Below are 23015 nucleotides of genomic sequence, written 5' to 3'. Positions count from 1 at the left end.
GACGTAGACATCTCCACTAAGCCCGGAGGTCCTCCCTTCTCACAGCCAAACCGTCAACAACGTCCCTGCCGAGTACAACTAGTCGCTGGCTGGACCGTAATGGCCAGTGCCCTACTGCGCATCCGCGCTGCCAGCCCGCGACGGCAACAGGATTCGAGTGGCTACGAGTGAGCTCTCCGATATGGCCGATAGCCACTACGGGACTGTGACACTCTGTGTAACGCGCTTCGCGAGGGTGACTGAAGCCGGGTGGGAAGTTGATGGAGGGTCATGTGATTCGGAGTTCCGATGGCGGCGCGGAGTCCCCGTGGTCGCCGCGGGAAGCTGAACTGCTCGGCGTGACGCTGGAACTCCTGCAGGAACGCGGTTACGACCGGTTGAGCCTCGACGCGGTGGCCACGGCCGCACGCGCCAGCAAGGCCACCCTCTACCGTCGGTGGCCGACGAAGGCCGAACTCGTGCTGGCTGCATTCGTCGAGGGCACCCGACATGTCGCGGTCGACCCTGACACCGGCACGCTGCGCGGCGACCTACTGCGCCTCGGCCAGCAGATCAGCGCTCACGTCAGCACCCATGCCAGCACCATCCGCGCGGTGCTCATGGAGATCTCGCGCAGCGACACGCTCGCCGCCATGCTTCACGAGCAGTTCCTCAGCCAGCGCAAAGCGCTGATGTCTCGCGTCCTCGCCCGTGCCGTCGATCGCGGCGAGATCGAGGCCTCGGCCATTACCGAGGACCTCTGGGACGTGTTGCCCGGCTATCTCATCTACCGCTCCGTCCTCACTGGCCGGGCGCCAACGCGCCGCACGGTCCAGGACTTCGTCGACAACGTGCTCATCCCCAGCCTCACCCGCCACAACGACTGACCTGTCTATCCAGTGAGCGCAACCACGTACGGCTTGTCAGGAAACGGTCCCGTACCGTACCGTCAAGTTCGTTGATACCCGCTGAAAGGGTGTCAGGCCGTCCGTCAACGTGTGACCGCTCGTCGAAAGGGCCGCGGATGCAGCGGGTTTCGATCGGAAACCGATTGATGCGGCATTGGATGCTTCTGGTGGCGGTAATGGTCGTCGCGGTGGCGGGATTCGCGGTCTACCGGCTGAACGGCATCTTCGGCTCGCAGGACGTCACGTCGACGCCCGACAACGCCGCGAACGAGATCGTCCCATTCAACCCGAAGCACGTCGTCATGGAGGTGTTCGGTCCCCCAGGCACGGTCGCGACCATCACGTACACCGACATCGACGCCCAACCACAACGGGTCGACGACGCGGCTCTTCCCTGGGTCTACGACGCGACCACCACTCAACCGGCCGTCTTCGTCAATGTCTCCGCACAGGGCGACAGCGACTCCATCGGCTGCCGGATCAGGATCGACGACGTCGTCAAGGACGAGAGAACGGTCAACGCGTTGAACGCATACACCTACTGCTTGGACAAGTCCGGATGAGCCAGCATGTCGCCGAGCGCCCGACGACGACCGATCGGGTCGCCACGTGGATCCGCCGGCTATGCGTGCCGATCGTGTTGTTCTGGCTGGCCGTCGCCGCTCTGACGAACGTGTTCGTGCCGCCGCTCGAAGAGGTCGGCGAAGAACACAATGTGGCGCTGAGCTCCCCCGATTCGCCGTCGCTGCAAGCGTTTCAGCGCATCGGTGAGGTGTTTCACGAGTTCGACACCGACAGCGCGGCGATGGTGGTGCTCGAGGGTGACCAGCCTCTCGGCGCCGAGGCCCACGCCTATTACGACGAACTGGTCAAACGGTTCAACGAGGACACCAGGCACGTCCAGCACGTGCAGGACTTCTGGGGTGATCCGCTCACCGCCGCCGGATCGCAGAGCGCTGACGGCAAGGCCGCCTACGTCCAGGTATTTCTCATGGGCAACCAGGGCGAGGCGCTGTCGTTGGAATCCGTCGACGCGCTGCGTGACATCATCGCCAAAACTCCTGCACCACCGGGCATCCAGGCCTACGTCACCGGCGCGGCAGCCCAGGTCGCCGATCAGTTCGAGGTTGGTAGCGAAGGCACCGTGTTGGTCACCGTGTTGACCGTCGTGGTGATCGCGGTGATGCTGCTGATCGTCTACCGGTCACCGGTCACGATGATCATCGCGCTCATCACTGTGCTGATCGAGATGGCCGCGGCACGGGGCATCGTTTCGTTCCTTGCGAACTCCGGAGTCATTGGCCTGTCGACGTATTCGACCAACATCTTGACACTGTTGGTCATCGCTGCCGGCACCGATTACGTCATATTCCTGCTCGGCCGCTACCACGAGCGACGCAACGAAGGCATGGACCGCGAGGCCGCCTTCTATGACATGTACCGGGGAACGGCGCACGTGATCCTCGGGTCGGGTTTGACCATCGCCGGCGCCGTGGCCTGCCTTCACTTCACCCGGCTGCCATACTTCCAGAGCCTCGGAATCCCGTCCGCGATCGGTGTTCTCGTCGCGCTGGCCGCGTCGTTGACGCTGGCACCCGCGGTACTGGTGGTGGGCAGCCGGTTCGGTCTGCTGGAGCCCAAACGCAAAACCGCCAAGCGGGGATGGCGGCGGATCGGCACGGCGATTGTCCGGTGGCCCGCCCCGATCCTGGTCGCCACACTGGTGATCGCATTTGTAGGACTTCTGTCGCTGATGGGCTACAAGGTGAGTTACGACGACAGCCGGTATATGCCTGCCAGTGCCCCGTCCAATATGGGTTACGACGCCGCGGAGCGCCACTTCACAAGGGCGCGATTGAATCCCGAACTGCTGATGATCGAAAGCGACCACGATCTGCGCAATCCCACCGACATGATTCTGTTGGAACGGGTTGCCAAGGCGGTATTTCATACTGATGGCGTCGCGCAGGTGCAGTCGATCACGCGGCCCTTGGGCACGCCGCTGGACCACACGTCGATCCCGTTCCAGATCAGCGCGCAGAGCGCGGCGCAGATCAACAACCTGCCGTTCCAGCAGGCCCGTGCCGACGACATGATCCGGCAGGTGGCGGTCATCAACGACTCGATCAACATCCTGCGCCAGCAGCACGCGCTGCAGCAGCAGTCCAGCGCGATCACGCACGAGCAGAGCGAGGCGTTTGCGCAGACGGTCGCCACGGCGCAGGATCTGCGCGACAAGATCGCCACCTTCGACGACTTCTTCCGGCCGCTGCGTAACTATTTCTATTGGGAGCCACACTGTTTCGACATCCCGATCTGCTGGGCGATGCGCTCGCTGTTCGACGCGCTCGACGGCATCAACGAGCTGACCGATCAGTTGGCGAACGTGTCGGGCAGTATCGCCAAACTCGATGAGCTGCAGCCGAAGCTGCTTGCGCTGATCCCGCCGCAGATCGAATCGCAGGAGACCAACCGCGATCTGACGATGACCAATCACTCCACCACGTCGGGTCTTTACGATCAGACCGCGGCGGCGCTCGAGAATTCGACTCAGCTGGGTGCGGCGTACGACGCGTCGGACACCGACGATACGTTCTACCTACCGCCGGAGGCGTTCAGCAACCCGGAGTTCGTCCGTGGGATGAAGTTGTTCATGTCGCCGGACGGCAAGGCGGCGCGGATGATCGTCACGCATGACGTCGATCCGGCGACGCCCGAAGGGATTTCGCATATCGATGCGATCAGGCATTCGGCGATGGAGGCGGTCAAGGGAACGCCGTTGGCGGGGTCGAAGATCTACATCGGCGGAACGGCGTCCACCTTCAAGGACATTGCCGACATGGCGAAATACGACCTGATCATCGCGGGGATCGCAGCGATGGCGCTCATTCTGCTGATCATGATGTTCATCACGAGAAGCCTCGTTGCCGCGCTCGTGATCGTGGGCACCGTGGCGTTGTCGTTGGGCGCGTCATTCGGCTTGTCGGTCTTGTTGTGGCAACACATCTTAGGCATCGAGTTGTACTGGGTGGTGTTGCTGATCGCGGTGACACTGCTGCTAGCGGTGGGGTCGGACTACAACCTGCTACTGGTCTCCCGGTTCAAGGAGGAGATCCACGCCGGCATCAACACGGGCATCATCCGGTCGATGGCGGGCAGTGGCTCGGTGGTGACGGCGGCGGGCCTGGTGTTCGCCTTCACGATGGCGTCATTCATCTTCGCCGATCTGCGGGTGCTCGGCCAGGTCGGCACGACGATCGCGTTGGGCTTGCTGTTCGACACGTTGATCGTGCGGTCGTTCATGACGCCGTCGATCGCGGCGCTGCTCGGGCGGTGGTTCTGGTGGCCGGTGGTCGTGCGGCAGCGGCCGGTGCCGCAGAAGTTCGGGGACGGGACCACGCGACAGATGTCGTTGTTCTAGTCCTGCGCGCGAGGCTGAGGGCTAAACGCGGACTATCGCGAGGCCCGCGACACCCTCGAGGGCATCGAAGTCTTCATCCTGCGTCACGACCGGCAGGTGCTTGGCGGCTGCAATGGCCGCGATCCATAGGTCATTGACTCGGACCCGTCGCCCCGCCTCGGCCAGGTGTACGCGTAGCAGCGCCCAGAGTTGAGCGGCCTCTTCGTCGACCGGGAGCGCGGTCATATCAGCGACGGCATCCAACGTGCGGAGGCGACGCGCCCGGATCTCGGAAGTCCGCGCCGCGAGCACACCAGCGTTCAGTTCAGCGAGGGTCACCACGGTCGTGGCGAGTTCGTCTGGGAGCAGCGACGTCTCCAGTTGGCGGCCACTCTCGTTGGCGATGAAGACGGATGTATCGAGGATGCCGAGCGCGGGCCGATCGGCCGTCACAATTCGTCGAGTTCGTCAGTCGATTCGCCGACGAGCGCCGCGAGGTCGTCACGCAAGCCCGAATCCGCCTGGCTGGTCTCGAGCCGCTTGACGAATTCTGCCTTCGACACCCGCCGCCGACGCCTCGGCTCGACGGCGGCGATCACCGCCACGGCTCGCCCATTCACCGTGATCGTCACCTCCTCGCCCGCTTGAACTCGACGAAGCACGCCCGCTGTGTCGTTTCGCAATTCGCGGGACGCCACCGTAGACATGCTACGAGCGTAGCACTTGTGTAGCACATGGTCATGCGGCGGCTTCATGGTCATAGCGGCCGAGGAACAACGCACTCTTCCAGAGCGCGCCTGCGATCACTTGCAGCGGCGGAGCAACCCGAAGGACGGCCTCGGCCGCTGACGCAGCGCGAACCGGTGGAAATCAGGTGCGGCTCCATCTTTTCGTTTTCAAGGTGCAGACCGGTATGGAGTCCGCCCACCGCGATCGAATCGCCGAGGGCGGTCTCGGACACCATCGAGCGCGATGAACCACGCAGCTGTGATCGATGAACCCGGCTACCTGCTGCTGCTCGCCGAGGCCGCCTCAGCGTTGTTCAGGTTGTCTCCCAACGCTATTTGAAGCCCGGCATCGTCATCACTACCAACCGCGGCGTGGGCGCCTGGGGAGACATCCTCGGCGACACCAACGTCGCAGCCGCCATACTCGACCGACTCTTGCACCGCTCAGTGGTCATCAACTTCGACGGCGAGTCCTACCGACTGCGCGACCACCAAGGCGCCGCTGAAACGCTGCGCCGGGACGCCACGGGCTCCCGCCAACCACTACACTGACCACCGCTCACAGGTGGGGATTTCAACGAGCTCACGAGCACACCTGGGACTTCCGACGAGCGCGATCATCGTGAACGTCGGCTGACGGTCAAGGCTGTTCGAGCGCCGCTGCTCGCATCGAACCACCTTGTCCCGCAACGGTGATGCTCTGCTTGATCCCCTGAAGCACGTAGGGAAATCCGTACTCGATGCGGTATTTGAGAGCTTCTCGTTGAGGACTTATAGCCGCAGTCAGCGGTGTGGGTCATCAGCTGGAGGACGGTTGCCTGCATCCTGGGCGCGCAGTACCGGCTTGCGCGCTTCTCGAAGAGTTGCAGCTCTCAGTGGCCGCGACGGCCTTACTCATCGATGCGTCGCGGAACATGGTGTCGGGCCCGGCCTCTCCGGCGGCGCCCTCGGGCGGGACGCCGTCGCGGCTGACGACTGTGGCGGCGATGCCGTGCAGAGACCCATCGGCCATGACGCTGTTCAGTTGGTTGTCGATTCGCTCAACCCCATCTGAAGCTCCTGCTTTCAGGGATGCGCGTGCCATCATCGCACGGGCGGTCGGTGCGCTTACCCGCGTCGTGCCGCGCGAAAGCTTCGGGAGCAGCGTCATCATGCGGGGCCGGGCCCATAATGACCTCGATCTCGCATCGGATGCCGGGAATGAGCGCGAAGCGTGCATCGGCCGTCACAAACCGACGTCGAGAGCTTCGGCGAGCGCAACGTAGGCGGCGTCCTACGTCGTCGCACTCTTGCGCAACTTTGCCAATACGTTCGAGCAGCGCCGATGAGACGACCGCTGAAGCCGCAGATTACCGAGGTTCGAAACGGCAAGGACAGCTAACTGCATACAGGCGGAGTACGGCTGGCACCATTGTTGCTCAGTCAGCAGGCCCAAACTGCCCGCAACCATATAAGTTTGCGCATGCCGTATCATACGCGCCGTAACTGGGCAGTGATGCGATTAGGCGACGCGTCGCAGTCCGCCTTTGGGCAAGAGTCCCATCGGTAGTAACACTGGGGAACACTTCACGTTCAAGCTCACCAATCAGCGCACGCGTCTCTGCGACGACCGCCACGTGGTCGCTATTCGTTGCATCAAAGATTGGTATGGCTTTTGGAGGGAGCGTGTGCAAGTGGCGGCCACCGAACGCACCTTGCGGTACGTATGGGCGGATGTACTCCGCCAGTGAAGGGTTGTTGATGAGGCCGCACATATATACGGCCTCATCTTCGGAGACGACCAAAATCCAGTAGAGCGTCTGGTCGATCAGCGGTAGCTCGCCAGAATATTCGGCCAGTGATACATAGGCCGCAGACGGGATCTCCCCTCCTGCGCCGTAGACGACCAGATAGCCAGTCGCGTTCGCAGCGATGAGGTCCTGGTTGATCAGCTTGTTACGCATATTCAGACCACGACGCCAGAAGTCAGTGAGCGAATCGAAGTCACTCTCTGCCAGGATCTTGTCGAAATGCCGTCTTGCCGTCGGTGAGGCGCTAATCGTCGCTTCGCTAGCCAACTGCAAGGATCCCGCCGACCTGAGGACGGGTATCACGATGTCGGCCGGCTCACTCAAGCGAAATGCAACCAGATGGTTAGACAACCACATCTTGTGTCGGAATCGCGCCGGTATTGTCGTGGCCGGAATCTCGAAATCCTCATGCTTTTTCGCCGCCGATACCAAATACCAGTCTGGTTCACCAAGCTTTGGTGAGCGCACCGTAACAGTTCCGGGCTGCTCAGACTCCACAGTTACTGCCACGAGCCTCCTCGGCATGAGATCTGCTCCTTGCGAAGCAAGTCCGTCGGGGTATCCGCCGGGGATGCCCGCACCCGGCTCCTGACTCGACCAAAGGAAGCGTCCAGCGAACTCGACGACGTACAACGCTGCCGGGGCTTCACCGCCGACGCCAATGTGGGCCGCCGGAATTTCGTTTATCACCGGCGGGGCTCCTCGCACACCTATTAGCACGGCTGAGAGGTTCGCGAAGGTCTCCTTGCTGACGAGCCATAGCTTCGACGGCTGCATTTGTATCGGCGTCCGAGTCCGGCCCGAAAGCTGGCGGCGAAGCGGCTCATGCTGGGTACCGGTGGTCACCGATAGGGGTAGGACGCAAGCAACCACCGCCGGATCTGTGAGGTAATGCGCTACCGCGTAAGCGAGGAAGACCGTTGCCATTTCCAAGTGCGGGAAGGCAGCACCCGGTGGCCGTAGATCGAACCGGTCTGCTAATTGTGCGAGCACACTGGCGAATGGGTTCCCAGCGAGTCGGCTCATCGCCAGCCACGGCGGATTCGTGATGAGCCCGTTGAATTGACCTTTGACGAGGCTTGGCCGGTAGCTGTTGCGTAGTATGAAGGACCATATGCCGTCACGACCGGCGCGTTCGAGGTCCACCAATGCATCGGTTAACGAACGCGCGAACGCCATCAGCTGTTCGGTCTGACTGACGTCAAGATCTGCCGAAACATCGATGATGGCATCTGAGACGAGCTGCTCGAGTGTCCGCTGATCCACCGTTTCCGAGCCGCTGGGCGCCACATGCACCAGAGCAAGGTGCGTGCAGCGATCCAGCACCGCGTCGAACAGCGTCTGATTGATGGGGTCCACTAGATAACGCGGTAAGGACACGTCTCGATCGTCTAGATGAAGTGTGTCATGGTCGTCCGTCTCATCACGCTCGCCCCAAATCGGCGCCAGTGCAAACAACGAGTCAGCGTTGTAGATTGGTATCGAAACTTGAGTACTGCCGTTCATGGGTAACCAATCCCGGTTCACGACAACCCAATTCACCTTTGCTAACAGGGTCGCGAGCGGGTCCACGTCGAACCCGGTTACGGCCTGGGTGAGCAGGCGAAGGGATTCTGCACTCTTTCGTTCGATCCCCGCTCCCTCGAGTCGACCGTGTAGCTCACGACAAACCGCTGCGATCATCGACCCTGATCCCGCGCACACATCGGTGAACCGCGGCCACTCATCAGCCGGCAGCATCGCCAGAGCCTCACGGGCCATTGCAACCGCGAGCCATGTCGGTGTCCATTCCTGGCCGAGCAGGAGGCGCTGCGTTGAATCAGCAAGCTGGGACATCAATGTTCCGAAGACGTCTGTATCAAGTATCGTCGCAAAATTATAAGCGCGGAGATCCGCTTGTATTTCTCTAGCGATATCGAGGACCGCGCCGACAACCTCAAAGCGATTCAACCAACCGAAGAAGTCGTGCTCGACTAAGCGCACAAGCCCCTTATTGTCGAAGAAGGTGCCGCACAGGATCTCCTGGAGTTCTACATCGCTGCTGCGAAGGGCTGTGCCCGAAACCACATTTGCACAAATTAGGCGAGCAATGAGCGACAGATAGAACTCTCGGACATACGCATCTCTCTGCTGCGCGACCGTCGGATTCCCGCCCGACAAGTACCGTTCGAAGTCTTGCCATACCCCGTCAACAAGTGCTGCCTGGCCGGGACTAATGGCACGCGCCTTGTCGATTGCTGCGCCACAAGCGGTAAGGTACTGCGCTCCCACTCCGGACTGGAGACCGAGATGCATTGCCAACGCCGCGCCCGTCAGAGGTGTCTTCTCAGCGCGCGCGAGGTACGCGTCGAAGAAGTCGATCAGCTGTTGAACCGATCCTGGATCACTCATCGTCGTGGTGACGTGTGCGACCTCTTCAAGCTCGAAGTCTTCAACGGCATAGTCGCCAAGACTGCGCGCGGCGACATTCTTGATCCGGAATGCATACCAATCGACACCGTCCGACAGAACGCCGACGACGTCGTCTACCGGGACCCCATCATTGAGCAATCCGGCGCAGTACTGGGCAACTTGGGATCTGCCTAGAAGGAATTTCGCGTTGGCTCTGAGGTCAGACTCGTATTCGACGGCAGTTACACCGATGATGGTGTCCGTGGAGCCCCATCTGGGCTCGCCATTCTCGACCCACCGGGTGAGACGTTCCGCGCCTAGGATCTGTTGCCTGACCCACCATGGGCGTGTTGCGTATGGATACGTGTCCGACAGCATCTCGGTAATCGCGTTACGAACCACTGTCTCGTTCGATCCTGCGTTGCGGACCAGGTGCAAGTGGTCGACACCCTTTATCGCCGCGGCGAGATCAATTGTCGTTGTTTCGTCCGCAGGCATCATGCCCTCCGCATCGCACGCCGCTCATCAACACTCGCCCGAAGCGCGATTTCGTGGTCGGCGTACCCGAGAATGCGAGCAATCGCTTCCGTGTCGGCGGATATCACCGACGATTGCGCGATGAGCGCCGAACCAACTTCAGCAAGCTGTGTGCTCACGTCGGACGTAATGATCGGAAACGGGATCCTCCGCAAGTCGGTGGCTTCGATTTTTAATGCTCCTCCGCCCATGACCGTGCAGGCAGCTTCGAACCACATGGCCGCCCATGATGAGGCCAGCAATGCCAGCACCGCCTCAACTGGCAGAGCGTGCGCGGTAGCCGGCCACAGCCCCGTGAAATTCGCATCGACAACGAGCTGGCGACCCAGGTTCACGGCTGGACGGACACCTTGACCGTTGACACGCGCCACGAACAATGCCGGCATGTGCCGATTAGTAAAAGGGGGCAGTTGATACCAAAAAGTCGGCCTGCCATGCGGGCCTCTGTTGCGCACGTTGGGAGCTACCGCACTCAGTGACGGCAACGGCTGGCGCGTCCCGGATCGGACGTATGTCTTAGCCGCGGCGGCATTAACCAGACGCAGCAGATCGCCAGTCAGAACTGTGCGTGGATCACCGGGCAAAGCATCATCTGGATGTACGTAGCGGGAGAGCGTGACGACGCAAGCTATCGCCTCTTGATACGTGGCGACAATTTTCCCGCCGAGTTCAGATTGTCGGAACACTGCTGGTTGCAGAGCATCCTGGGGAAGATCAAGCGTCTGCCCCGGCAGCAGGGGTGACTGATAACCCCGGCCTAAGCGCTTGACATAGAAGAACTCATTCGCACCACTCCGTAACCCCTGACCAGCCGCCCAGCCCATGTCGGCAAGGGTGGTTGTGCCCCCCGACGAACACATCTCATCGAGCGGATTTGGTAAATGAGAGTTGTTGCGATCCAGCTCTTTTGCAACTGGCGCCGGGAGGCATTGGCTAGTTACTGTTCGGCGGATTTGGATGCCGTCGCCGCTTGACAGCCGACGCTCGCGAAGCCCACGCACGAATGCCTGCTCGGCCTGGTGGCTGCTGCTTTCTCCGTGGCCCACCGCGCGGCCGACGAGGCTTCGGGTGTCCCCGGCCGACTGGTTCAGTCGGATATGCCAGTACGCGGCATCGAGCGGATGCGGACCCTTGTCTGGGACGCGCGTAGTGACGATGAGGGTTGTGCGCACGAGGGCGTCATCGAACCACGAGGCGTCACTATCCTCCACCACAAACTCGACGTCGAAATACCGGCGCAACAAGTGCCTCACCGGTTCGGCGTATCGGCGAGACAACCATGTGTTGGGCACGACCATCGCAACACGGCCACCCAACCCAACTAGCGACATGCAGAGGATCCAGCACGGCACGGCAAGATCGGACAGGCCCGAATAAGACCGCGCAGCTGCGAGAAACGTTTGCCTTTCGCCCTCGCCTAGGTGCGAGGATCGGTCTAGACATTCAACAAGGCCGCTTCTGATCATCTCAGCGCTGGGCAACTCACCAAACGAAGAAGAGGCGCGTTGGTAGCGAACATACGGGGGGTTCGTGATGACGAGATCCCAAACCTCACCGGCCTGTTGCCATACTTCGGGGACAAACGCGCTGCGAGGAATGTCGAGAAATGGCGTCCTTCCAGTCCCGAGGCGTGCTTGTGCAAGAGCTAGAGGTCTCGGGTCGACGTCAATGCCAACGATCAATTCCGGTGTTGCGCCGACTTCCAGGCACGCGGCGAGCATGTCACCTGAGCCTGCCATTGGGTCGATTATCCGACGTGCGGTGTTAGCGTCTGCAAGAGCCGCCAATAGTCTCGCAACATGAGAGCCGGTAAAGAACTGCCCCAACCGCTTTCGCTCATCACCGGCAGCCAATTTCGGAGCGACACCGCTTGTTTCGGTTCCGACGCGTTGCACCCTCACGGTATGCCTACCTCCGATGCGCCACGCAGCGCCGCATAGAATTGCGGAGCAGAATGTTCGACTGGATGGCCGCTAGCTATGCACGCCATGACATACCTCGTGTACAGCCGCCGCGGCGATTGCGCATCAGGCAGCCCTTTCGCTCCAATTGCGATAGATTCGGGTGTGATCGGCCCGATCGGAACCTTTGGCGTCTCGGCGGAGTCGGCGTCCCGTGGCCGCAAGAGGAACAGCGCGTCATGGCGCGTGCTTCCCTGGTGCACAACTTGTTTGAAACTCACCTGGGTCTTATCCCAGATGTTTGTGCGCTCGACCCATAAATCGTTGGCATCTAGCGCCTCACCCAGTGCGCGCCAAATTTCAGGCTTTGATGCGTGGAAGACGACCGTCACGGCGCCCGCTGGCTTCAGTACCCGCGCAACTTCAGAAAACACGTCACCCATGAGCCGATGGTATTCACCAATTCCCTTGCCCTGAGCCCTGCTAACAATGACTTCGTTTGTGCGGTTAGTAACCTCGCCTAGCCACACCTCATTGACTTGGTTGATTTCTGCGTAAGGTATGAAGTCACCAAATGGCGGATCGGTGAACACATAGTCGACCGTGTCATTGGCGAGAGCGAGATTAGTGCTCGACCCATTGACGACGTCAATGACCGACTTGCCACCATAGGTAATCGAGAACGCGTCGACGAACGTCTTCATCTTTCTCCGAAGACCAGCCAGGATATTTTTCTCCACCGGAAGTCCACTGATGTACATGACGCCCGACTGTGCACCTGTGATGACAAAATCTGTCTGTTGTTTCTTCACCACGACACGTGTCATCAAGGTCGAATGGCTTGCGTTGTAGCTCAGCAGCCACGTACGCAAGGCCGCGCCAAGATCTCCCGGCTCATCGGCTACCAGTCCCCACAAGTGTGCGAACACCCTGAGATTTCGCGGGGTGTACAAGTCCACGAACTTGTCGATACCCACGTGATAGCCGGACCGATAAAGATCGCCCCACACGATCTTGACATCAGGCACCGCCTGATCAATCGCCATCTCCCCGATCCGATTCAGAAGAGCGATATCGACCTCAGACACGGCGCGATCCCAACTTCGCTTTCCGGTTCTTCCCCATATCCACACCGGCCGGCGGACGCGAGTGCCCACATCATTGCGTGCCCGGTCGCATTTGTTGACACTGGCCATCGATTTGCATGTCGGGCATTCGAACTCAGATTCCAACCTCAGGGGGTTACGCCGGACAGCGGCGGACCAGTATGTGATTTCGGTTCCGCAGCACGGCGTGCGCAGAAGTTCAGTCCAGATGACGTGCCGAATATCACCCGTCGCGCCAGAAGGGTCCTCGGCTTCATACATCCATTGCACATCCATCTCCGCCTGCTTCAAGAGCTGAAGTGCTCTGTCCCGAAACAACGTTGGGCACGGCGGACTCGCGAGTACTCGGCCAACGAGCGCACCCATAGGGCTCAGCTCGTATATGACGGCGTCTCGAGGCCCCCAATTGGGCTTGACGCCCATCTGCTGAGCGATCTTCCGCATTCTCTGAGTCGGGTTCTCGCACAAGCGTGCTGCGATACCCGTGGTGCCCGATCCTCCAAACGGATCAAGAATCTTCGCGCCTGGTTCCGTATGAACCGCGATGAACACCGCTATGGCTTCGGGATCGATCTTGGTTGGATACGAGAATGTGTTAAATAGAGGGCCTGTTCGCGTCGATCGCATCGGCTGCGCATAGAGAGGTGCGACGCTAGTTAGAGTTGCACGGTTCGCCCTCAATCCAACACTCCAAGTCGCAACAGACCTGCCCGCAGCGCCCAAGGTTGTGGGCAGTGACTGCAGCTGAGGTTACAGCCCTTGCAAGCGTTCCCCCGTGCACCCCGGCAGCGTGAGTCGTCCATTCTGACTCCTATTAATTCGACCCAACGTGATCCTGGCACCGGGGTCCGACAACGTCCGAGAGACAGGCACAAGGCAGCACCTGAACGTACCCATTGTCTGCCGAGACGCGGGAGGATCTGCCCCGCCACGGCCATACGAGGTCTCGCGACGCGATGTCTCGCCCCATAAACATGCAAGTCACCTCGGAGGAATCTAGCGCTCAATACATAGAACCTGATCACACTCGGATAGGCATCAATAGTCTTTCAGCGGAGCGTAGAAGCCTGATTCCGACGCCTTGGTGCGATGACTGCCACCATCTCGAAGGTCATCCGCGTTACCGGACGATGATCATCGTGGGCGTACATGCTCGCGGAAGACCGGCATGACGCCGCACCCGCCGACTGCCTCCTTGAATGGCAGACATGCGCTGGCATCTACGAATCCATCACAGAAACTCTGCCCGACACGTGACTCCAGGCCCCAATGATGTCGCCGCCGTGCCCTATGTTGGCGCCCCGGACGAACGCACTGGATAGAGCAACGACGTGGACGACAAGGCGGGATTCTCGCAGGACAGCTGTTCGAGCGCAACCGCGACCTTTAGGGCTCCTCCGCGATTCGGCTGCTCGAACCGACCAACCTGAGCCTCTACGCCACGCCGATGGAGCGGCACCTGCACGGCAGGGCCGGCAGGGGACCGAACTCGTCGTCCGATTCGAACGCGACGTCGACGACCTCGACGACGCCCAGTCAAGCCTCGCGCTCATCAAAGTCCTGGGCCCCTCAAGGCCGGCTCCACCGCATCGTCGACGAACACCACGACCACAACGTCTGCTACTTCATCTAGAACCCCCAGGCGCTCAACTTCCTCCGCGGCATGCATCGGCAGGACACCATCGCCTCCGGCGGTTCCGTCACCGGCATCGCCGCCCGGCTCAAGCAAGTGGCCCTCAAGGCCGACAACGACCCCTCCGCATAGGCAAGCACATCGAAGCCGAAATCGCCGCCCTCTACAAGGAACTCGACCATACTGGACGCCGGCCGACGTCGAACAGACGTCACCGACTGCTACGCCGGAGCCCACGGCATCGCCCTGCAGAGGGAAGGCCTCATCAGCGACATCGGCCAGCACGGCACCATGATCGGGCAGGCCACCGCCGCCCTCGACGAGCCCATCGATTCCAACGCCGACTACCGCGACCGCCGGCGCCAGATCTACGCCGACTACCAGGCAGCCCGAGACTCCGAGGCTGTGACTCCCACCGCACCTTCCTGCGCGTGATCAACGATCCCCACCAGCCCGCCGAAAGTTAAGCCGACGTCGCCGTCGTTGCCGACGTCCTGCCCGCTCTCGACCCGCCCTGCCCTGGTCGTCGCCGACCCTCGAACTCGTCGCCCACCACATCGACGCAGTCGAATACATCTAGCGGCGCTGCGTCCAACGCGTCAAACGCCGCACCGCCCGCCCACGCCGCAGCGACGTCCGTCGGTCAGCCACACCACATTTCGCCTCTGCCGCGCCGACCAGTCAGCCTGTTCGAGTTGTGTTAGCTACGTCATCGCGTGGGGATAACCTTGTCCAAGACAACAGGGTAAGGGCGCAGATGGTGCTGACGACCCGCGAGAAGATCTTGCTTGACGGTGAAAGTGACTGCTTCACGCTCAAACAGGGGGGAACGACTAGGCGGCCTCAAACTCAGTGTCGTTGGTGGAGGTCCAGCGCAAGGCGCTTGCGTTGGAACGAACTATGTCCGAGGAAGGTCTCATCGCGCTCGTAGTACCGATCGAACAGGGTGCTCGATTCAAAGATTGGGACATCCGGCTCGACGAAGCCATCGCGCGCTTGGCCGCCGAGTACATCGACCTGTTCGATGACCGCCTCCGCTAGCCATCGATTCTGTGGTTCCGCGTCACGGACAAGGGCAAGCAGATTGGACGAACCTAAGAGCCAGAGTATGCCGCGTGGCTCGCCGATCTCCGCGCTCGGGTCGACAGCACGAGCCCCTCCGCTCCACTTTGTGCCGGGAAGCCACAACCATACGCGGAATGCGCCACACGGCGGCCAAGGACCCCGTCGGCGTCTGACCGCGAATCAGCGAAGGTAGACCTGGCCCTCGTCTGGGAAACCGCCGCCATCCGTAGCGATGTGGACATGGTCGTAGTGGTTGGCGGTGTCCCCGCCGCGGTCCGCCATCGTTCGTTTCGAGCCGTTCGGCTTGTAAATGGTCTGCCGCCAGATGACGTGGTTCAGATCGAACCGCTCCGCGTTCTGTAGGACGTACGCGAGAACGCTATCGCCGAGCGCTTTTCCGGCCGCCGACCGAGCGTTTGGGATCATCACGTCGATCGCCATCCCATGCGGATGCCATTTCAAAGGATCCGAGCGGACCCCGCCGATATCAAGGATCTCGGGAAACCTCGCGCTCACCGCCCGGGCCGCCAAGATCGTTTTGACCTGCAGCCCCGTCTCTTTGGCAACGCCATGGGGCAACGTCCGCGGCTGCGCCGCAGGAACCGCTTTCAGCTCGATCGGCGGCGTCGCTACCGGCGGCGGGCCGGCCGGCTTCGACGCCGCGACGTCACTGCAGCACGGGACCTCACCAGCGACCTGCGGATAACTATCTGCGCCGACAACAAACAACGCCGCAGCAGATACGACCCCCGCGACTAGGGCCAACGGCGACCGTCGCCGTGTTTCGGCTAATCCGTGTCTTCCCATCGGAGGCGGACCCTACCGACACGCCCGACCGCGTAGCAAAATCGGTGTCAGCTTGCTGACGCGGCGGTGACGCTCTCAGCGCAGCCCGCCCTAGAGTATGAAACCCCAGTTCACACGGGTCGAAGTCGCTGGGCTGCGGGCGTCAGCCTGCGGTCCACCGCCAGCCAACTGTGGCATACGTCAAAGCGCAGCTAACTATGTGACGTCCGTCAAGTCGACGCGTGAGCCTCGCAACGGCCACATCGCTGAGACGTTCTTGGAAGGGGAGATCGCAGCACTTCCCTTCCGTCCCGCCTATCGCCCTGGCGGAAGTTGCCGTGGTCCGCGGGATCCACTCAGTTCATACGTGCCACCCCGGTTCAGTTCACCCTGACCTTCACTCTCGGCCAACGATCGATGCCGCACACGGTCATCGAGCCGGCCGTGACCGCGGTAGTCACAATCGTCGTCTTCCGCCGGGGACCATCCCTCAGCCTCGGTGGACGACCCCGACACGTCGTCACCTTCCTCAGAGTGGAGCGTCACCTTGCGGCTACGCCGAAGCGAGAAGTGAATCTCCTCGGTCTCCTCGACGACCTGCCGCGCACCCCGAAGCGGTCGCGTGGTGGTGTCGATCGCGCTGGCGATGATCGGCGGCACCAACGGGCGGAGCCACCGTGCAGCAGCCTTCGTGACGTCTGGAATCGCCGGGATCAGCGGACGGCCGGTCTCCCCGGACGGCGCCACATCGTGGCGCTCCTCGCGCGCCGGCAGATTCGGAGCTTCATCGAGAGCCACGTCGTCGTCGGCCGGCACCCCGGGTGCCACGGGCAGCTGGAGGCTCGCCGCTTCTGCTTCGGCCGCGATCGGCAAGTACACATCGTCCACCGCAGGGTCGGACAGGCGCTCCACCCGGGCCGGCGCCGGAGCCTCGATCGCTTCGATGACTCGGCGGCGTTGCTGCTCGCGGTCGATCTCGTTCTGCGCCTCGATCGCTAGCCGGGCACTGGTGAGTTGCTGTTCGGCCCACATGTTGTCGATCGCCGCACGCACCTCTGCCCGCTTCACCGCGATCGCGGTGTCGGCATCCAGCTCGGCGCGGTCCCGCTCGACGTCGGCGGCTATCCCGCGGTCTTGCGACGTCTCGCCCGGCCACAGACGCAGGATCAGCGGCAGCAAGCACAGCAGCACGAAGAACCCAATGACGAGCAACCGCAACGCCAGCGCGCCCATATCGGCCGACGTGTGATCATTCATCGCGACCCAACGAGCGCCCAGCCCTCGATCCGCCTTCAACGCGGCCGCCTCGCGGGCCTGCGTCAGCGCCTGCTCATCGGCGGCGATCTGAGCGTCCACCGCAGGCGCCTGCAACTCCTGCTCGGCCAAGGCGTCGTCCAGCTGACGCTGCGCATCGGCAAGGAAGTCGTCCGCGGTCTGGGTTCCGGGACCCGAACCCGGCACCCCGGTGATGGACGTCTGCGGGCAGTCGGGCCGCGGGTTGAATTCGCAGCGCGCCACCACCAGCGCCTCCTGGCGGCGCTGCAGCGCCTGCTCCACGGCGTCGTCGAGCGCACCTCGAGCCGCGCGGCTGCGGTCCAAATCGGCTGCCGCCTGCGCCACCGCCGGTGAGGACTCCGCACTGCGGGCGGTCTCCTCGTCGAGCACCCGGTCGATCGACCCAGAGAACACCGCCATGGCGGCGAGTTCGCCGACCACGATGCCGACGGCAACCGCGACGGCGGCCCGCCCCGCCAGATCTCGCCGGCCACGTACCGCGCCCGATGCGATCGCGCGGCTCACCGCGCCCACCAGCAATCCGACCACGAGCGTCGCCGCGATGACGGCCACGATCGGCCAGGATGTCGATCCGGCTACGGCGAAAGCCGCGACCGACCATGCCAACAGCGCGACGAGCAGCACCACGGCTCCCGCAATGACGAGAGTGGACCGCTCGTCGCGGCGGGCAAGCTCACGCCGCTCCGCACCGCCCAGCCAGACGAATGCGGCCGCGATCGGCGAGATGGCAGCGTCGTTTTCAGTGATTCTGTGAGCGGACATGGAAACTCCAAACATCCCCAGACTTCTTCGGGCGTGACGGGGCGCCGACCGACACAATTCCATCGGTGTGAGCCAGGCGGATCCCCCCGCGAATTGCACCGTCACGCCGATGCGATTGCCTGAATCCTCTCACAGACGCCCCTACTCCGCGCTATAGGCGACCCGCCAGGGATTCAGAGAGCTATCGCGGCCCGTCGACCTCATACGTGCCCGCGTCGTCACGGAAGACGACCGCAACCTGCCGTTGCACGCCGTTGAGGCTGACCTGGCAGTTAAATCCCTTGCCCACTTCGACTTTCGGGTTCTCACCGCCGTTGCACTCGACGGCCGTGACATCGTTTGCGCCGTAGCCGTAGATCGGGTCGCTCAGTATCTGCGCCACACCGGCCTCGGCCTGACGTACGTCGAGCACCTTGCCGTCGAAACCGCCGAACGCCCACAGCGCGACCATCACAACCACTGCTATGACGGCGACGGCGGCGAGTCCGCCCAACACCACCATTCCCTGCCCCGAACCGCGGGGAGCTGCTGGCGCAGGTCTCGGCGGCGGCATCTGCGGGGCGTGCTGCGCTGGCGGAGCCAGCGGCGGCGTGTACTGCCTTGGTGGCGCTTGTCGCCGCGGCTGCGGCGGCGGACCTGCCGGTCGCGGCGGCGGGTAGCGCTGCGGCCGTCTCGGCGGCGGCGCACCGCCGGGGCGCGCCCACCACGGCTCCCCCGGGCCCTGCCGCGGCGGGCCGGTCACTGTTCACTCGCTGGGAACATGGCTACTCGAACCGCTCGAAGCACTCGTCGACCTCACTGGACAGGCCGAGCCGATACGCCAGGATGCGCGTGAACCCTGCCGGCGCGGGTCGCCCGTTGACATCGCTCGCGACGACGCCGTTGGTCAGCAAGCCCGCGACCGCCTCGTCGGTGTCACCCGCCGTCAAGACCAACTCCGACCCGCTTTCCTCCGTCATCCGGCCCTGCGCCACGCCCGTCAAACACGCCGTCCGCAACGCGGCGACCGGGGTGTCGAGTGCGACGCCTCGCTCTTGCTGCACGGCCAGCGCGTACCGCGACGTCACCATCGAGATCGCGGTGTTGTCGCCCTGCACCAGAACCCGGTCCTCTTCTTCGTTTTTCGGTTCTCCGGCCGCCTCGAGCGCAGGCATGTCGACGTGAATTGTGTTGTCGTCAGCGCAATATGACGTCGGATCCGCCGCGACCCCGCACCCGGCCGGATCGGTGGACAGTGCCGGCGCATCCGCAGGCTGGAAGATTCCGGTCAGCACGTCCATCAACGTCTCGATCGTGGTCTCGTCGATCGTGCTGTCGAGCACCGGTTCGCCGTATTTGTCGAAGACCATGTACTGCGGCAGGTCGCCCTGTCGCCTCACGATCTCGTCGACGTCGATCGCGGCGCACTGGTCGGCCCCGCCGCTGAACCCCATCTGGAACGCGCTGATCCGGTCGAGCGCGGAGCCGTGCGGATCCCCCGCCCCAGCGGGGGTCAGCGGGTCGCGCAAGTAGATGACGCCGGCGAGCACCCGGTTCAATCCCTCGCCCGTGCTCAACGTGAACCGCGGCGACTGCCCGGCAGCGACCGACCGCAGATACACACCGGCGAAGCAGTCCGCCTGCTGCTCGGCGACCAGAACCGGTGCGCCCTCGGCGATCAGCCCAGCCATCCGTTGCAGCGCATGTCCGTACTCGTGGGCGATCACCCCGACGACACCCATGTCGCCGAAGAACTCGGCCGCCACCGGCAGCGCCTGCCCGCGATCCCAGGCGATCAACTTGTCGCCGATGCAATAGAACGCGCCCGCCAAATCGTAAGTCTCCGACTGGCATACGACCGGGCTGTCAGGATCGGTCGAGTCGTACGACACAAAGCTGTCGATCGGCGTGAAGTCGCCGGACAAATACTTGTCGAAGTTCTTCTCCCAGAATTCCTGAATGTCGTTGACCGCCAATAACGCCAGTTGGTCCATGGCGCCGCCGTCGGTGTTCTCGACAGTGCCGACAGGTTTCGGCGCGTTCGGCCGCGGACCACTGGGACCGTCGCCGACCGGCAAGCCGCCGACGCGCTCGGGGTTGAACAGCATCGACGTCGCGCGGCCGTCGAGAGTGGTCTGAGCGCAGCTCGTCAGGCACAGCGCGACACCAGCGATCGCGGCCATCAACCTGATTCGCACTCGAACCTCTCCATCGCCGGCGGCCGTCGCTCTGCCGCTCAGGCACGAAGAATATGCGAAAAGCCGCTGCCGATGAATCCCTCGACGGCCGACGCCCCGCCCCGCTGGTCCGTATGGTGACCACATGGACAGCCGCCTCGCGCTCAGCCGGCGCAGTCTCCTGCAGCTGGCCGGCTTGGCGGCGGCCGCCACCGCCTGCTCGACGGAACCCACCGCGTCCGCGACCCCGTCCCACGCGGTGCTGTGCCGCGACGCGTGGGGCGCCAATCCGCCGCGTCCGGGCGGCACGCCCCACACCCCCGTCCGCATGACGATCCACCACACGGCGGTGACGCTCGGGGACAACGCCAACGCGCCGGCTCGCCTGCGCCAACACCAGCACTACCACCAGGACACCCACGGCTGGATCGACATCGCCTACCACCTCAGCGTCGACCGCAACGGCAACATCTACGAGCTGCGAAAGCCCGAACTCGTCGGCGACACCGCGACAAATTACGACCCGACCGGCCACTTCCTCGTCGTCTGCGAGGGAAACTTCGACGAAGAACCGATCACCGAAGAACAGCTCGACGGCGCTGCGCTCGCATTCGCCTGGGCCGCACAACGATTCGGCATCCCGACCGACACATTGGCCGGCCACCGCGACGCCAGCCCCGACACCTCATGCCCGGGCGCCAACCTCTACGCCCACGTCGCCTCGGGCGACCTCGAGAACCGCATAGAACAGCTCCGTTCCGCCGGACCCGTCGACCTGCACACCATCTGCGGGCCAGCGGCATCCGCGGCGGTCGCCGACATCGAAGCCGGCCTGCGCTAGCGCCACCTCGCCCACACGTAGGGCACCAACGCGCGCAGGAAGTCCAGATCCGGACCGGGGCGGGCACCGGCGAACGCCTGCTCGAAATACTCCTCGGCGACCAGCAGGATGCCTTCGGCGTACTCTCCGGTGAAGTCGATGCTGCCGTACTCGTCCATCAACGCCCGGATCCTCAGCACGAGATCACGGGACCGCTCAGAACGCTGCAGCCTCAGATAGTTCCGGACGAACTCGCGATCCTCCCCTCGCACCACCGACAGCAAATGCATCAGTGTCAGCGTCCGTTTGCCCTCGTACAGATCGCCGAGAATCTCCTTGCCGTACAGCCGTTCGTCGCCGATGAGGTTCAGCAGATCGTCGCGGATCTGAAACGCGGCGCCGAAGTGGAACCCGAACCGCACCAGCGGGGCGAGGTCCGCGGTGCCTCGGGAGCCGACGATCGCGCCGACCCGCAACGGGTGAATCGTGGTGTACCAACACGTCTTGTGCATGATCAGCTCGAGATAGTCGGCAGGCCCCAGATCCTCGACGTGATCGGCCTGCCAACCCACCTCGAGCGCCTGGCCCTCCAGCGTGCGCATCGCCATCGTGTCGAACTCCGCCCACACCAGGTCGGCGAGGTCGCGATCGAGCCGACGGGTCGCCCGCCGCAGCACCTGCCCCGCCACGACGGCCAACCCGTCGCCGGCGTTGAGCGCCGCCGCCATCCCATAGGTGGCCGCCAGGGTCGGCCTTCCGCGACGCATCTCGCTGCCGTCGGCGATGTCGTCGTGCACCAGAAACGCGTTGTGCAGCAATTCGATCGCGACGGCGACACCGAGCGCGTCGTCGGACGAGGCGCCGAACACCCGGCTGGCGGCCAGACACAGCGCCGGACGCAACGCCTTGCCGGGCCGCGACGGATACTCGCGCATGGGCGCATAGAGCCAACGGCCCGGCTCCCCATCCGGCAACGCGTCCAGCATCGAGCGCCGCACCAGGCGCGCCACCTCGCGCAGCCTCTCGTCGACCGACGACACCAGGTCGGCCCGGTCCGCCGTGCTCGTCATGACTCCGGCGCCCGCAGAGTCAGCGCCACCGGCAGCCACAGGTTGTCGTCGGCGTCGACGAGCAGGGTCCCCCGGTACATACCGGGCTGTGCGGCCCCGGACACCTCGAGCGCCACGGCGATGCCGCGACTGCACCTCGGTGGCATCTCCACCTCGTGCGGGTCCAGCGCCACCTCGCGCGACTCGATCACCGAACCGTCACGCGCCAGGAGGTCACTGCACCGCAACCGGATTCGGCCGTAGTCCTTGCCGGTGCGATTGTGCAACCACACCACCGTCTCCGCCCGCCCCGGGATCGGCGACGCCAGCACGACGCCCTGCTGCCCGCCCGGACTGGACAAGTCGAGTTCCACCTCGCGCGCGCTGCCATTGCCGAGCAGCAACTGGCCGGCCACCGACCACCATGCGCGGCTGAGCTTCTCGAGGTCCGGTGAACCGGGGGCCGCATCCGCGGTCGTCGCGGAGTCGCCATCGGGCCGACCAAGGCGCACGAACCGATCGACAATCTGGCTGGCGGCGCGAAACCCCTCGGCCTGGATGGCGCTGAGGGCGCGGGCGTTGGCGGCGGGGTCGAAAACCGACGCCCACGGCAGGTCGGCGAGCGGTCCGTCGTCGCCAAACTCGCGGGTCATAAGGCGTTTTACCTTCCCGACAATTGCCCTGCTCGGAAGGGCGGTGCCACGGTAT

At 63.3% G+C, this 23015-nt stretch carries 16 protein-coding genes and 3 pseudogenes; 7 read left to right on the top strand and 12 right to left on the bottom strand.

Features of this window, described 5'->3' with window-relative positions:
• Window positions 1–260 precede the first annotated feature (260 nt).
• The 3 genes from AU188_RS14090 (at window position 261) to AU188_RS14080 (ending at window position 4308) form a co-directional block, all read left to right on the top strand.
• Window positions 261–866 (top strand): TetR/AcrR family transcriptional regulator, encoded by a 606-nt coding sequence (locus AU188_RS14090; RefSeq protein ID WP_059164320.1) that lies wholly within the window; start codon window positions 261–263, stop codon window positions 864–866.
• Between the two features lie 137 nt (window positions 867–1003).
• A complete protein-coding gene (locus tag AU188_RS14085) occupies window positions 1004–1450 on the top strand; it encodes an MmpS family transport accessory protein (RefSeq protein ID WP_172799505.1) in 447 nt (148 codons plus the stop codon).
• Complete coding sequence (locus tag AU188_RS14080) at window positions 1447–4308, top strand: MMPL/RND family transporter (protein ID WP_059164319.1); 2862 nt, start codon at window positions 1447–1449, stop codon at window positions 4306–4308. Before AU188_RS14085 ends, AU188_RS14080 begins: the two co-directional genes overlap by 4 nt.
• A 21-nt stretch (window positions 4309–4329) precedes the next feature.
• On the opposite strand, the gene AU188_RS14075 is transcribed toward AU188_RS14080, so the two are convergent.
• Both AU188_RS14075 and AU188_RS14070 read right to left on the bottom strand, forming a co-directional pair.
• Window positions 4330–4740, bottom strand: a complete 411-nt coding sequence (locus AU188_RS14075; RefSeq protein WP_156426687.1) for a type II toxin-antitoxin system VapC family toxin — start codon at window positions 4738–4740, stop codon at window positions 4330–4332.
• The gene (locus AU188_RS14070; RefSeq protein ID WP_059164327.1) at window positions 4737–4994 is read right to left on the bottom strand and encodes a type II toxin-antitoxin system Phd/YefM family antitoxin; all 258 of its coding nucleotides are present in this window, start codon (window positions 4992–4994) and stop codon (window positions 4737–4739) included. Before AU188_RS14070 ends, AU188_RS14075 begins: the two co-directional genes overlap by 4 nt.
• A 280-nt stretch (window positions 4995–5274) precedes the next feature.
• On the opposite strand from AU188_RS14070, the pseudogene AU188_RS14065 reads away from it, so the two are divergent.
• Window positions 5275–5567: pseudogene (locus AU188_RS14065) on the top strand (ATP-binding protein); the annotation flags it as partial.
• Window positions 5568–6433: 866 nt separating this feature from the next.
• Here AU188_RS14065 and AU188_RS14060 read toward each other — a convergent pair.
• From AU188_RS14060 to AU188_RS25980, 4 genes and pseudogenes are all read right to left on the bottom strand, one after another.
• A complete protein-coding gene (locus AU188_RS14060; RefSeq protein ID WP_156426686.1) occupies window positions 6434–9694 on the bottom strand; it encodes a hypothetical protein in 3261 nt (1086 codons plus the stop codon).
• Window positions 9694–11628, bottom strand: coding sequence for an N-6 DNA methylase (locus tag AU188_RS24990; protein ID WP_286137469.1), 1935 nt, complete (start codon window positions 11626–11628; stop codon window positions 9694–9696). The genes AU188_RS14060 and AU188_RS24990 overlap by 1 nt, the downstream gene beginning before the upstream one ends.
• A 2-nt stretch (window positions 11629–11630) precedes the next feature.
• Window positions 11631–13016, bottom strand: coding sequence for a DNA methylase (locus tag AU188_RS24985; protein WP_172799503.1), 1386 nt, complete (start codon window positions 13014–13016; stop codon window positions 11631–11633).
• Between the two features lie 201 nt (window positions 13017–13217).
• A pseudogene (locus tag AU188_RS25980) lies at window positions 13218–13367 on the bottom strand (DNA methyltransferase); the annotation flags it as partial.
• Window positions 13368–14058: 691 nt separating this feature from the next.
• On the opposite strand from AU188_RS25980, the pseudogene AU188_RS25790 reads away from it, so the two are divergent.
• Both AU188_RS25790 and AU188_RS14035 read left to right on the top strand, forming a co-directional pair.
• Window positions 14059–14950, top strand: a pseudogene (locus tag AU188_RS25790) (DUF3375 family protein); the annotation flags it as partial.
• Between the two features lie 323 nt (window positions 14951–15273).
• Window positions 15274–15414 carry a hypothetical protein gene (locus AU188_RS14035; protein WP_156426685.1) on the top strand — a complete coding sequence of 47 codons (141 nt, stop codon included), beginning with the start codon at window positions 15274–15276 and terminating at the stop codon, window positions 15412–15414.
• Window positions 15415–15618: 204 nt separating this feature from the next.
• On the opposite strand, the gene AU188_RS25540 is transcribed toward AU188_RS14035, so the two are convergent.
• The 4 genes from AU188_RS25540 to AU188_RS14015 all read right to left on the bottom strand — a co-directional run bounded on the left by AU188_RS25540 (window position 15619) and on the right by AU188_RS14015 (window position 20444).
• Complete coding sequence (locus tag AU188_RS25540) at window positions 15619–16167, bottom strand: VldE C-terminal domain-containing protein (protein ID WP_502687615.1); 549 nt, start codon at window positions 16165–16167, stop codon at window positions 15619–15621.
• Window positions 16168–16539: 372 nt separating this feature from the next.
• Window positions 16540–18282 (bottom strand): DUF4407 domain-containing protein, encoded by a 1743-nt coding sequence (locus tag AU188_RS14025; protein ID WP_059164312.1) that lies wholly within the window; start codon window positions 18280–18282, stop codon window positions 16540–16542.
• 181 nt (window positions 18283–18463) lie between these two features.
• Window positions 18464–19024 carry a DUF4333 domain-containing protein gene (locus AU188_RS25785; protein ID WP_286137467.1) on the bottom strand — a complete coding sequence of 187 codons (561 nt, stop codon included), beginning with the start codon at window positions 19022–19024 and terminating at the stop codon, window positions 18464–18466.
• A 22-nt stretch (window positions 19025–19046) separates the two neighbouring features.
• Window positions 19047–20444, bottom strand: a complete 1398-nt coding sequence (locus tag AU188_RS14015) for a neutral zinc metallopeptidase (protein WP_059164310.1) — start codon at window positions 20442–20444, stop codon at window positions 19047–19049.
• A gap of 139 nt (window positions 20445–20583) precedes the next feature.
• Here AU188_RS14015 and AU188_RS14010 point away from each other — a divergent pair, with 139 nt between their 5' ends.
• Window positions 20584–21279: an N-acetylmuramoyl-L-alanine amidase gene (locus AU188_RS14010; protein WP_082686633.1), complete on the top strand. Its 696-nt coding sequence runs from the start codon at window positions 20584–20586 to the stop codon at window positions 21277–21279.
• On the opposite strand, the gene AU188_RS14005 is transcribed toward AU188_RS14010, so the two are convergent.
• A complete protein-coding gene (locus AU188_RS14005) occupies window positions 21276–22328 on the bottom strand; it encodes a polyprenyl synthetase family protein (RefSeq protein WP_059164324.1) in 1053 nt (350 codons plus the stop codon). The genes AU188_RS14010 and AU188_RS14005 overlap by 4 nt on opposite strands.
• A complete protein-coding gene (locus tag AU188_RS14000) occupies window positions 22325–22960 on the bottom strand; it encodes a hypothetical protein (RefSeq protein ID WP_059164309.1) in 636 nt (211 codons plus the stop codon). Before AU188_RS14000 ends, AU188_RS14005 begins: the two co-directional genes overlap by 4 nt.
• Window positions 22961–23015 lie beyond the last annotated feature (55 nt).

The sequence above is a fragment of the Mycobacterium sp. IS-3022 genome (genome assembly GCF_001500065.1).
Classification (GTDB): Bacteria; Actinomycetota; Actinomycetes; order Mycobacteriales; family Mycobacteriaceae; genus Mycobacterium.
The sequence above is the reverse complement of the archived record's forward strand: the minus strand, read 5'-3'. Positions and strand labels throughout refer to the sequence as shown.